This is a genomic window from Novosphingobium fuchskuhlense, assembly GCF_001519075.1.
GTDB lineage: Bacteria > Pseudomonadota > Alphaproteobacteria > Sphingomonadales > Sphingomonadaceae > Novosphingobium > Novosphingobium fuchskuhlense.
Genome location: NZ_KQ954245.1, coordinates 929616 through 942736, shown reverse-complemented (window position 1 = coordinate 942736; position 13121 = coordinate 929616). Strand labels below are relative to the sequence as shown.

Sequence of the window (13121 nt, the reverse complement as noted above, 5' to 3'; positions counted from 1 at the left end):
GCGGTAGGTTAGCGCCTTTTTTTATAGTTAATACGGTGTTTAAATTTGGCACAAATTCTGTTTCGAAGTAATTTCTTATTTAGATTTTATTAACCACGACGTTTAACTGTGAAAATTGAGCAAAGGCGCTCCCAAACGCACGTAAAGCCCGCCGCGCCCGGGTTTGCCGGGGCGGCGAGCTGCCGGAAAGTATTTGGGGATGACGCACATGCGGCGCCGTCGTCCTGCCTGCAGAGGCAGGTTGCATGTCCGGACCGACGGCCCGGATCAGGCAGTTATCAGCAAATCCTGATAGGTAATATTGGGATGCGCGGAGCCGGTGCCCAGCACCGCCACCAGCACGGCCGCGGCGCCGCCGATGCCGTCGCTGTCGTAAAACAGCTTGCCGCTTGCCGAGTCGTAGATCACCCGGTCGCTGGCATCATGCGCGCCTGTCGCACCGGCGGCACTGTGGAATTCGTCCGCAGTCAGCGCGCCGGTATGGCCGAAACCGCCGAATGCGCTGCGGCCAAAGCGCAGCCTGTCGTGGTCGGCCAGTGAAAAGTCGGTGACCCTGTCGGCCTCGTTGTTGCCCGCCGGAAGATAATCGAACAGGAACGTGTCGCGCCCCGCGCCGCCGGTCAGCAGATCGCGGCCCGCGCCGCCTGAAAGCGTGTCGTCTCCGCCGCCACCCGCGAGCCGGTCGTTGCCCTCCGCACCGATCAGTATATTCGCAGCGCCATTGCCGATGATCAGGTTGTCGAGTTCGTTGCCGCGTCCCCCGATCGCGCCGGTACCCGTCAGCACCAGGTTCTCGACATATTCATCGAGCAGGAAACTAACCGAGGCGCGGACCGTGTCGGTGCCCTCGTTGGCGTGCTCGTGGGTGTGATCAAGCACGTTGTCGACGATGAAGGTGTCGTTGCCTTCGCCGCCCTCCATGTGGTCTGCGCCGGCCCCGCCGTCGAGCAGGTCGTTTCCGCCCTCGCCATAGATCGAATCGTTGCCGGCCTTGCCCTTCAGCACGTCGTTGCCGCCTGCGCCCAGCAGGTAATCGGCCTGCGACGTTCCAACGAGGGTTTCGTTGGCCACGTCATCCACCACGATGCGGATGGCCTGCGCTGCCTTGTGGGTTCCGTCGGATACCGACACAGTCACATCGTAAACGTTGTCGCCGCCGCTGTCGGCCGGGTTCTCGAAATCGGGGGCCGCGCGAAAGAACAGCTTGCCCGAGGCGTGATCGATCAGGAACAGCGCGGCATCCGCGCCTCCGCTGATGCGGTACGAGAGGATCGTTTGCGGGTCCGCGTCCCAGGCTTTGATGGTCGTCGCCAGCCGCTGGTTTTCCGCCACGTGGAAGCCGCCTGCATCCTGCGGCGCGATCAGGATCACCGGCGCCGCATCGGCTGCCAGCAGAAATTGCGCGTTGATATCCACCGCGTTGTTGAGGGTGGCGCCGCTGCGGGGGCCGCGATCTTCCCACAGCGCGATGACACCCTCCGGGCCAACTGCGGCCAGTGCCGCGTTGCTTTGGTTGCCGGCCGTCGAGGTGTTGACGAGGACTTCAGCGCCTGCCGCAACACCGGCCGCGTCGAACCCGCGCGCCTTGATTGCGGTGCCTTCGATATCGCCGCCCGTCAGGCTTGCATCGCTCCACGCGGCATAGAAACCGCCATTGCCCAGCGCCGCAAGGCTCGGTGCGGTCTGGTTGCCGCCCGTCTCGCCGTTGAGCAACAACTGGCCGCCGATCTTGCTGCCATCCGCGCCGAATATCTGCGCCGCGATTCCCGACCCGTCGGCATCGCCGCCGGTCCCGCTGCGGTCTTCCCACGCCACGACGAGCCCGCCGTCGGCCAGGGCTGCAATCGCTGGCAGGGTCTGGTTCCCGGCCGTCGCCGTGTTGGCCAGCAGTTCGCCCCCCACGCGCGCACCGGCATCGTCGAACAGCTGCAGCTTGATGCTGGCTCCGTCTGCGTCGCCCAGCGTGCCGCTTGCATCCTGCCAGGCCACGGCAAACCCGCCGCCAGCCAGTGCCGCAATCACCGGCGCGGACTGGTTCCCTGCCGTCTGGCTGGTGACCAGCATTTCGCCGCCCTGTTTCGCGCCCGCTGCATCGAATACCTGCGCGCGCACCGCCAGCCCGCTGGTGTCCGCGCCCGAAAGCCCGGCATCGTTCCAGCACACGGCAAAGCCGCCACTCTTCAGCGCCGCAACTTGCGGCAGGAACTGGTCGCCGTTGACACTGGTGTTGATCAGGAACTCACCCCCGATCTTCGCGCCATTCGCGCCCAGCAGCTGCCCCTTGACGCTCGCGCCCTTGCCATCGCCCAGCGTCCGGCTGAGGTCCTGCCACACCACGATGTAGCCGCCGCTCTCCAGCCGCGCCACACTCGGCCAGCCCTGGCTCTTGGCGGTTTCGCTGTTGATCAGGAACTCGCCACCCAGCCGAGTGCCGTCGATCTGCACGAGCTGGCCCTTGATGCTCGTGCCCGAAGGGTCGCCCAGCGTCCCGCTCCAGTCCTGCCATACCGCAAGACCATGCCCGCCTTCGCCCCAGCTGAACGCAGGGTTGATCTGGTCGAAGGCGGTCACACCGGGTACGCCGAATTCGGCACCGATTGGCTGCAGGTCCATGATGGGCTTTCCGGGCTGCGTGCTGCGTCAGACGAGGACGAAGTCGGTTGCCGTCAGCGCCGCATGGTTGGCAAGCTGCGCGATCAGCACGGCCGCCCCGCTGCCCGAGCCATCCGCGTCATAGAGCAGCGCGCCGGTGAAGTGATCGTAGATGATCCGATCATCGGCCTGCAGCGCCTGGTTGCCGAGCGCGAAGGCTGCCGCGCTCAGTGGCTGGCCTGCCGTGCCGATGCCGGCGAAGAGCGCGAGCGAAAGCTCGATCTTGTCGCCATCCGCCTTGGCAAAGTCGGCAATCACCGGCGGGGTGGCCGATCCTGCCGCCAGCACGAACGTGTCCGCGCCCTTGCCGCCGGCAAGGATGTCCGCACCGCCGCCGCTGATCAGACGGTCGTTGCCCGCGCCGCCCAGCAGCGTGTTGGCCCCGGCATTGCCGGTGATCACGTCATTGCCCGCGCCGCCGATCACGTTCTCGATCTGCGCCAGGGTGTCGCTGCCCGCGCCGCCGGTCGCCTTGCCGGTGACGAGGTTGACCGTGACCGCAGCCGTCGCCGTCTCATAGCTTGCGGTATCGATCCCCGCGCCGCCGGTCAGCGTGTCGTTGCCAAGCCCGCCGAGCAGCAGGTCGTCGCCCGCGCCGCCGCCGATCACGTCATTGCCCGCGCCGCCATTGAGGAAGTTCGCGCCCGCATCGCCGGTGATCGTGTCCGCGCCCGCGCCGCCGACCACGTTCTCGATGCCGATCAGCGTATCGGAGCCTGCTGCACCGGTCGCCTTGCCGGTCACAAGGTTGACCACCACGGCTGCCGTGGCGCTCGCATAGACGGCCGCGTCGATCCCGGCGCCGCCGTCGATCGTGTCGTTGCCGGCTTCGCCGCTCAGCGTGTCGTCGCCGGCCCCGCCTGTGAGCACGTTGGCCGCCGCGTTGCCGACAATGAGGTTGGCCAGCGCGTTGCCCGTCCCGTTGATCGCGGCCGTGCCGGTGAGGCCAAGGTTTTCGATATCCGCACCCAGCGTCCAGGTCACGTTCGCCTGCACCTGATCGATACCGCTGCCGCCCGCCTCGCTGACAACGTCCGTTGCGCTGCTGACGACATAGATGTCGTCGCCCGCACCGCCGTTCATGGTGTTGGTGCCAGCGCCGCCGTTGAGCGTGTCGTTACCTGCGCCGCCGATCAGCGTATCATTGCCACCTGCGCCGACAAGCGTGTCATTACCGCCAAGGCCCACGAGGCGGTTGGCATTCGCATCACCGGAGAGAGTGTCGTTCGCCGATCCGCCGGTCACGTTCTCGATCCCGCTCAGCAGGTCCGCACCTGCCTGTGTGCTGGCAGAAGCGCCGAGCGCAAGATTGACCGCAGCGGCCACTGTGGTTGCCGAAAGGTCGTAAGTGTCGATCCCGGCACCGCCATTGTAGCTGTCGATGCCGTCACCTGAAGCGGCCACGAAGCGGTCATCACCCGCCGCGCCGCTGATCACGTCGGCGCCCGCGCCGCCGGTGATGGTGTCTGCACCGGCGCTGCCGGTCAGGGTGTCATTCCCTGCAAGGCCGTTCAGCACGCCGGCTCCGGCCAAGGTCAGCTTGTCTGCCGCCGCTGTGCCGTTTACCTGCACCAGCGCCGCACCTGTCAGTGCCAGCGTCGCGCTGCCTGCCGTAGCGGCAATGCCATCGCTTACCTGATAGCTCAGGCTAACGCTCGCCGCCGAGCCCGGTACGGCGTAGTAGAGCCACGTTCCATCGCCCTGATCGACGAGCTGGCCCGCACTGGCCGTGAGGCCCGTCACTGCCAGCACCGCGCCGTGGTCGACGTCGCTCGACTTGCCGAGCAGTTCGGCCGAGGTGATCAGCCGTGCTGCCGCAAACTGGCCGGAAAGGCTGACCGCGCCCGCAACCACCGGCGCATCGTTGACGCCGACAACGTCGATGGTCACGGCATGGGTGGTGCCATCGATCTCCGAGATGGTGACGACGTCAGTCGCATGTTCGCCCTGCGCCAGCGCATCGGCGGCGGCGGTGGTGACATAGCTCCACTCGCCGTTGTTGTCCGCGGGCATGGCCATGCCGTCCGGCATCACCAGATTGCCGGCGAGCGTCAGCCTGCCGAGCCCGGCGGAGCCGGTGAAGGTGCCGGCAATGAAGCCCTGCTTCATCGGGTCGGCACGGCCGATCTCCATGAGGCCGGTGGTCGCCGCGCCGTTTTCGGTGGCCGATCCGGTGAAGTCACCGCCGATGCCGATCACCTTGAACGGGCGCATCATGTCGTGGTCTTCGTGGCTCAGGATGTGGCAGTGCCACACATAGTCGCCGGGGCGGTCGAAGGTGGCGATCACCTTGATGCCCTCGCCGGGGGCCAGCCACACGGTGTCCTGCGGTCCCTCATCGGTTGCTTCCAGCGGGATCGCGGCGCCGAAGTCGTTGTTGTAGTTGTCTTCGCCGCGCAGAACCACGCCGTCGCCGTTGGTATCGCCCGCACTGGTGCCATCGTTCACGGTCAGCTGGTAGCGGCCCAGCACCTGGAACTCGACCTGGTGGATGTGGATCGGGTGCGCGTCGGCGGTGACGTTGTAGAATTCCCAGACTTCGGTGACCGAGCCGGTGCCGTTCGTCAGGTGGACGATCTCGGTGACCGGGGTCATGTAGCCAAGGCCGCCGGCCGCCACCTGATTGCCGAACTGGTCCACGGTGTTTTCAGCCGTGCCGACAACCGGCATGATGCGGCCGAACTCGTCGGCATATTCGAACAGGCCCAGCTTGCGGGTGGTTGTCGCCGCGCTTTCCGGGATCGGCGTGAAGCCGGGGTTGAGAACGGTGTCCGGCGTCAGCGTGGTGTGGAACGCGGGAAGCGTGCCGTCGACGCGGAATTCCATGATCTGGCTGATGGGGTCGGCTGCCGTCGCCTGAACGACGCCGCCGGCGAGGGTTCCGTCCGGGGCAAAGCCCTTGAACGGTTCGTAGGCCGCGCTGGTGTTGATGAGGTGGACGGCCGTGCCGGTCGGCACGTTGTCGAAGTTGAACAGCAGCTGGTAGCGGTCTGCCGGGGCGAACACGATCTGCTCGTTCGGATCCTGCACACCATCGCCGTTGATCAGCACGACCGGCTTCTGCAGGAGGCCGCCATCGACGCCCAGCAGGGTCACCTTCACGTAGGGATTGTCGAGCTGGAGAATATAGATGCGCGAATCCGAGGCGTTGAGCAGCTCGAATTCGACATCGCCCTTGGCCACGTTCAAATGCGGCCAGGCGACGTTGTTGACGGTGATCACGTTGCCGTAGAACTCCGGCACCGCGGTCGGGAACTGGCCGCCCAGCGTCGCGTAGTCGGCCGGCAGCACGGAATCGACCGTATCCGCCGTGCCGGGAAGCACATCGCCGCTGCCGGCCGGGTAATAGAGCCCGCCGGTGGTGGTGAAGGCCTTGTCCGCGATGAACAGGGTTGTGTCGTTCGCGCCGAGCACGGCCGGCAGCACACCCATCTCCACCAGACGGGCATGGTTGTCATCGGTCAGCTGGTAGCCGCCGGCAAGCCCGGCATAAACGTTGAGCCTGGTCAGGCCCATCGTGTGGTCGTGGTACCAGATCAGCGAACCCTGCTGCGAATTGTCATAGCGATAAGTCGTGCTTTCGCCGGGCAGCTTCACGTAGTTCGGATAGCCGTCGTAGATCGCGGCGGTGTGGCCGCCGTGCAGGTGCGCGACCAGCTGGGGCAGGAAGGCGTTCGCAGCCGGGTTCGGGCCCATCGACATCAGCAGGGTCGGGTCGACCGGCAGGATATGCGGGCCTGCGGGGAGGCCATTGCTCCAGACCAGCGAGATGGGGGTGTTGGCCTGCGTGAGCAGCGTCGGGTTGTAGACCGGGTTGGCGGTGGGCTTGAGCGTGACGGCATCGATCGGCTCGCCGGTCACGGGGTCGACCAGTTCGTAGACCCACATCGTGGTCGCCGCACCGAAGCCGAGGCCGACATCAGTCTGAATCTGAACCGCTTTGAGGCCGAATCGACCGCCAGAAACTGCAGAAACAACTGCCGGCTTCGGAAGGTCGTTGGCAAACGTTATCGGTCCGACCTGCTCAAAAAACGCGCTCATTATATGGCCCCTGAAATAAATCGCTGCGAGGCCAGTGGATTTTCCAAAATAAATCGAATCAAGTAATAGTTCTACCTGATTCCACCGCCCGGAAAGCCTTTGTCACAGTTCATTTACCAGTTCAATAAGCACCAGTGATTAGACAATTGGGGCATTAAATAAGTATATATAATTACTCCAACGCGAATCTGTACTAATTTGGGACAGATTTGTATTCGGGGATGGGCTCGGGGCCAGCGCGTTATGGTTAATGCACTTTCCTACTGCGGCCCTTGGGCGCATCGCACAGCCGCTTTTTGAACTGGAATTTTGCGCGGCGCGCGCTGTCCTTCCTCACCTCGGTCGTCGTCATCGCGAGGCGGTTATTCGGTAAGAAACAGGCCATGTTTCCGTGGTTGGCGCCGAAACCGGGGGAAGCCCCGGGTTTTTGCTCAGAACAGTGTCAACTGTGTCAACCTGCCGCGCGGGGGATCGCGGCCACCGCCACTTCGACATCCGCCAACCCGAGCGGCGCGGCCCGGTGCGAGGCGATGATCAGGCCAGTGCCGTGGACGCCCAGCCAGTTCCGCAGCGCTCCGACCAGCGCTTCCTCGGTGCCGGCATCGAGACCCTCGGTCGGCTCGTCGAGCAGCAGCCAGGGCCGCTCGGCCAGCAGCGCCCGCGCGATCGCAAGGCGCTTGCGCTCGCCGCCCGAAAGCACGCCCCCGTCCTCGCTCAGCACCGTATCAAGCCCTTGCGGCATCCGCGCGATCCGCTCCCACAGCTGCGCCGTCCGCAGCGCGCGCTCCATCGCCTCTGCGTCGATTCCGGGCCGGGCCAGCCGCAGGTTGTCGGCCACGCTCCCCGCCAGCAGCATCGGTTCCTGCGGCGCGATCGCAACTTGGGTGCGGATCGCGGCAGCCGGCAGCATGGCCAGGGGCCTGCCGTCGAGCGTCAGGTCGTGCGCCGGCACGCGCATCCCCGCGAGCGCCTCGAGCACCCGCGTCTTGCCCGAACCGGATTCGCCTGTCAGCGCGATGCGGCTCCCGGGTGCAAACGTCGCGGTGCCAAGGCCAACCGTCTGCGCGGCGTCCGGCGGCACGGCGGTCACTGCCGGGGAGGGAGCTTCAAAGGCGGGCAGGGCGAGCAGCACGCGCAGCCGCGCGATGCCCTCGGCCACCGCCGCCTCGCGCGAAGCCGTGCGGGCAATGGCCGCGACCGCCTCGACGCTCGCACTTGCCGCCAGAACCGCCAGCGCGGTGATCGGGGTCGAAGCGGTGCTGGCCAGCAAGGTCGCCGCCGCCGCAAGCGCGCTGCCGGCGATCAGCAGCCCGCCGCCTGCCGCCTCGATCCGTGCAAGTCGCCGCTGCGCCGTATCGATCCGGTCTGCCTCGGCAACGAGCAGCGCGGTCACCCGGGGCGCGAGACCATAGGTGATGATCTCGCTCCGTGCCGCGGCATAGTCCACCAGCATGCGCCGGAGCGCTGCCGTCGCCGCTGCGGCTTCGGCTGCCGGCGCGGTGCTGAGCCGCTGCGGCAGCACCGCGAGCAGGGCCAGCAGCAGGACGATGACCGCGATATAGGTCAATGCGGCGAGCCATCCGGCCAGCGCCACCGCCGCCAGACCCGCCAGCACGGTGCCCGCCGCTGCCGGTATCCCGGGCCTGCGCACCACGAGATCCTCCAGCGCCGCAATGTCTCCGATCAGCTTCGCGCTTGCATCGCCGCTTGCAAGGTCGGGGGCGTTGCGGCTGTCGGCATGGGCCAGCCGCGTGAACAAGGTTCCGCGCAGCTCCGCCAACGCTTGCAGCGCCGCCTCATGCGACCACAGCCGCTCGCCGTAGCGCGCGGCCGTGCGCAAGACTGCAAGCCCCCGGATTGCCGCACTCGGGATCAGGTAGTTGAACGCTGCGATGGCCGCCGCACCGCTCCCAGCGGCAAGGGCTGCTCCAGTCAGGAACCAGCCCGACACCGCCAGAAGCACCAACCCGCCAATGCCGGCCGCGAGCGCCGCCATGAAGGCAAGCATGATGCGGCCTCGCACGCCCGGCGGCAGCTGCAGGGGGAAGTGCGCCCCGATCACAGCGCGATCACCGTGTCGGCGGCCGCAACCAGACGCTCGTCGTGCGTCGCGACAATGATGGCGCGCTGCCTGGCTTCCGAGGTGAGTAGCGCGATGATCCGTTCCGCGCTCGCGCTGTCGAGATCGGCTGTCGGCTCGTCCGCCAGCAGCAGCGCGCGGTCTGCGATCAGCGCTCGGGCAAGTCCCAGTCGCCGCCGCTCGCCACCGGAAAGCCATGCACCGTGATGGTCGATTGCGGTGTTCAATCCTTCGGCGCGCCGCGCGACGAGGGCGTCGAGGCCCACCGCGCTGACCGCTACGGTCACCGCAGCATCATCCGCCTCGGGTTTTCCGAGCCGCAAGTTGTCGCCGAGCGTCGTCGGCAGCAACAGCGGCACTTGCCCCGCCCAGGCAATGGCCTCGGCCGGCAAAGTGGCAATCGCGCCCTTGCTGGGCGCGACTTGTCCGGCGATTGCGGCCAGCAGGCTGGTCTTGCCGCTCCCCGTGGGGCCCGTGATGCAGACGAGGCCCTGCGCGCCGAGTTCCAGGCTCACCGGGCCGATGCGGTGCCCCGGCCATTCCACGATCACGCCGCGCAGCAGCACCGACGCGGCGCGGGCAGGGCGCTGCGAAGGCTGGGGCAGGTCGGCCAGCGCCTTTTCCGCCGCCTCGCCCAACTGCTTTTCGTGGTAGGCCGCGGCAAGCCGGCGCATCGGGAGGTAGAATTCCGGTGCCAGCACGAGCACGAAGAGCGCAGAGCGGTAGTTCAGCACTTCGATTGCGGGAAATGGCAGAAGGCCAAGCAGGCTGAACCCGCAATAGACCGCCACGAGCGCAACGCTCAGCGCCGCGAAGAATTCGAGCACCGCGCTCGAAATGAAAGCGGCGCGCAGCACCGCGATGGTCCGCGCGGCAACGTCTTGCGCCGCGCGGCCGGCGGCCCGTGCGATCCGGTCCTCTGCGGCAAAATGGCGGATGATCGGCAAGTGGCGGATACGGTCGACATAGAGCGCCGACAGCGCGGTGATGGCCGCCATCTGTCGGTCCGCCGCCTGCCGCGCTGCCCCGCCGGCGAAGATCATGCCGATGACGAAGGGGATCAGCGTCGCGAGAAGGATCAGTGCCGCGACCCAGCTCTGCAACGCGACGATCGCGGCGACGAGCAGGGGAGCCGATGTCGCGGATTGGCGTACCGGATCGAAGCGCGCGGCGCGGGCCTGCTCGGCGGCGATATGATCGATCCCGAGCGTGGCTGTCGCTCCGAGTGCCGGGCCGGACGGGCCAGCCAAGGCCAGCAGGCGCGGGAAAAGCTCGGCGCGGCGCGCCTGCGCCAGCAGACGGCCTTCGTCGAAGCCCAGCACTTGCGCGCCAACCTGACTGGCAAGTCGCAGCAGGCCGCCGAGCATCATCAGCGCACAGCCACTCGCCATGACGGCCATGGTGCCCCCCGCCAGCCTTGCCTCGAGCGCACTGGCCAGACCCCAGGCAAAGATGGCGGCTCCGGCGATATCTGATGTCCAGGCGAAGCCCGCCGCTTTGTATATCCTCATATGCGGGATTCGTTTATTCGGTCGCCAGCGGCAGTGCCAGACTCGGGCGCGCCGATACGCCCGGCCCGCGAAAGGACACAGGCGATGGATATGGCGGTGGTGGAGCTTTCCCGGCTGCAGTTCGCATTGACCGCGCTGTACCATTTCCTGTTCGTGCCGCTCACGCTCGGCTTGTCGTTCATTCTGGTCATCATGGAAAGCGTCTATGTGATGACCGACCGCCCGATCTGGCGGGATATCACCCGTTTCTGGGGCAAGCTCTTCGGAATCAACTTCGTGCTGGGCGTGGCGACCGGCCTCACCATGGAGTTCGAGTTCGGGACGAACTGGTCGTACTACTCGCACTATGTGGGCGACATCTTTGGTGCCCCGCTGGCGATCGAGGGGCTGATGGCCTTCTTTCTCGAGGCGACATTCGTGGGGATGATGTTCTTCGGGTGGGACAAGCTGAGCCCGCGGCAACACTTGCTCACGACCTTCATGGTCGCACTGGGCTCGAACCTCTCGGCGCTGTGGATCCTGATCGCCAACGGCTGGATGCAGCATCCGACCGGCGCAGCGTTCAACCCGATCACGATGCGCATGGAAGTGACGAATTTCTACGACGTGGTGTTCAATCCGGTCGCGCAGGCCAAGTTCGTTCATACCGTGAGTGCGGGCTACGTGACCGCGAGCGTGTTCGTGCTCGGCGTTTCGGCCTGGTACCTGCTCAAGGGGCGGCATCTGGAACTCGCCAAGCGCAGCTTTGCCGTGGCCGCAGCCTTCGGCCTTGCCTCGGCGCTCTCGGTCGTCGTGCTGGGCGATGAAAGCGGCTACACGCTCACAGACAACCAGAAGATGAAGCTCGCGGCGATCGAGGCAGAATGGCACACCGAACCTGCCCCGGCGGGGATCGCGGTGTTTGGCCTGCCCTCGAACGAAGGGCGCGAAACGCTCTGGGCGGTGAAGATTCCCTATATCCTTGGCATCATCGGCACGCGCAGCCTGACCGGGCAGGTCGAGGGGATCTATCCGCTCGTCGCCCATGCCCGCCTTCGGATCGAGCACGGGCTCGTCGCTTATGACGCGGTGGAAAAACTGAAGGTGAACCCCCGGGATATGGCCGCGCGCGCGCAGTTCGAGGGCGCAAAGGACGATCTCGGGTACGCCCTGCTGCTGAAGCGCTATGTGGCGGACCCTCGCGAGGCGGACAGTACCGCGCTCGACAAGGCGGCCTGGTCCACCGTGCCCAACGTGCCCGTGCTGTTCTGGCTGTTCCGGGGCATGGCGGGTATCGGCTTCCTCCTGATCGGCTTCTTCGCGGCGGCACTGATCATGGCGAATACACGCCGGTTCGACGCGAAGTGGTTCCTGCGTGCGGCGGTCCTGATGATCCCGCTGCCCTGGATCGCCATCGAACTGGGCTGGATGGTTGCAGAGATCGGGCGCCAGCCCTGGGCCGTCGATGGCGTACTGCCGACCTTCCTCGGCGCATCGAGCCTGACGACCGCACAGATCTGGACGACTATCGCGGGCTTCACGCTGCTCTACAGCACGCTGGCGGTGATCGAGGTGCGATTGATGCTGGCGGCGATCGGTAAGGGCCCGGAAGGTTATACGCCGTGGCAGCCGCGGCGCGACCCGGTGCCGCCTCCGGCAACGCCGAGCCCGTTCCACAGCGTCCCGGCCGAATGAAGGAGAGGCGCGATGGCGGTGCCGCTTGATTACGAGACGCTGCGGCTGATCTGGTGGGCGCTCATCGGCGTCCTGCTCATCGCGTTTGCCCTCACCGACGGGTTCGATCTCGGCGCGATGGCGCTGCTTCCGTTCGTCGCTCGCAACGATCTGGAGCGCCGCATGGTGATCAACACCGTGAGTGCAACCTGGGAAGGCAACCAGGTGTGGTTCATCCTCGGTGGCGGCGTGATCTTTGCGGCATGGCCCTATGTCTATGCCGTCAGCTTCTCGGGCTTCTACCTCGCGATGTTTCTCGTGCTCGCCGCACTGATCCTGCGGCCGGTGGGGTTCAAGTATCGCTCGAAGCGGCCCGATCCGGCGTGGCGGGCGCGGTGGGACTGGGCGCTGTTTGCAGGCGGACTGGTGCCGGCGCTGGTTCTCGGTGTGGCGGTGGGCAACGTGCTGCTGGGCGCGCCGTTCCGCCTGGATGGCAATCTGCGCACGTTCTACGAAGGCTCCCTCCTGGGTTTGTTCAGCCCGTTTGCCTTGCTGGCGGGTCTGCTGTCCGTCGCGATGCTGGTCATGCACGGTGCTGGCTGGCTGGCGATGAAACTGGAGCCGGGACCCGTGCAGCATCGGGCGCGGCAGTACGGCGCGGTGGCGGCTTTGGCGGCGGTGGCGCTGTTTGCCGCGGGCGGGGCCTGTGTCGCCTGGGGCGGCCTCGGTTTCCGCATGGCCGAGGCGGTTGATACGGGTGGGCCTTCCAACCCGCATCTGGCCCGCGCGGTGACGGCGCCGGGTGCGTGGCTGAACAACTTTGCGGAGCACCGCTGGATGATGACCGCGCCGGTGCTCGGCCTGTTTGGCCCGGTGGTTGCGCTGACCGGCCTGCGCGGACGACGCGATGCGCTGGCCTTTGTCGGATCTGCCTGCGCAGTGTCGGGGATCATCGCGACGGTGGGGCTTTCGATGTTTCCCTTCATCCTGCCAAGCGCGATTGATCCCGCGTCCAGCCTCACGGTCTGGAACGCCTCGTCCAGCCAACTGACCCTGTTCATCATGCTGGTAGTGGTGCTTGTGTTCCTGCCGATCGTGCTGGCTTACACCACATGGGCCTACCGGGTGATGTTCGGCCGGGTGAGGGCCGAGGAAGTGCGCCTCAATCCCGATCTTTACTGAGA

General features: G+C 66.4%; 6 protein-coding genes. 2 read left to right on the top strand and 4 right to left on the bottom strand.

Annotated features, from left to right (window positions below; all coding sequences use genetic code 11):
* Nucleotides 1-267: 267 nt before the first annotated feature.
* From AQZ52_RS13850 to AQZ52_RS13835, 4 genes are all read right to left on the bottom strand, one after another.
* Entirely contained in the window at nt 268-2613 is a 2346-nt protein-coding gene (locus AQZ52_RS13850; protein WP_067911869.1) for a calcium-binding protein, read from the bottom strand.
* Between the two features lie 27 nt (nt 2614-2640).
* Nucleotides 2641-6693, bottom strand: coding sequence for a multicopper oxidase domain-containing protein (locus AQZ52_RS13845; RefSeq protein WP_067911867.1), 4053 nt, complete (start codon nt 6691-6693; stop codon nt 2641-2643).
* Between the two features lie 451 nt (nt 6694-7144).
* Entirely contained in the window at nt 7145-8701 is a 1557-nt protein-coding gene (locus AQZ52_RS13840) for an ATP-binding cassette domain-containing protein (protein WP_067912242.1), read from the bottom strand.
* A gap of 50 nt (nt 8702-8751) precedes the next feature.
* Nucleotides 8752-10284: an ATP-binding cassette domain-containing protein gene (locus AQZ52_RS13835; RefSeq protein WP_067911864.1), complete on the bottom strand. Its 1533-nt coding sequence runs from the start codon at nt 10282-10284 to the stop codon at nt 8752-8754.
* An 84-nt stretch (nt 10285-10368) separates the two neighbouring features.
* On the opposite strand from AQZ52_RS13835, the gene AQZ52_RS13830 reads away from it, so the two are divergent.
* Together AQZ52_RS13830 and cydB are read left to right on the top strand one after the other, a co-directional pair.
* On the top strand, nt 10369-11958 hold the full coding sequence (locus tag AQZ52_RS13830; protein ID WP_067911862.1) for a cytochrome ubiquinol oxidase subunit I: 1590 nt from the start codon (nt 10369-10371) through the stop codon (nt 11956-11958).
* Nucleotides 11959-11970: 12 nt separating this feature from the next.
* A complete protein-coding gene (gene cydB, locus AQZ52_RS13825; protein ID WP_067911859.1) occupies nt 11971-13119 on the top strand; it encodes a cytochrome d ubiquinol oxidase subunit II in 1149 nt (382 codons plus the stop codon).
* Nucleotides 13120-13121: the final 2 nt, after the last annotated feature.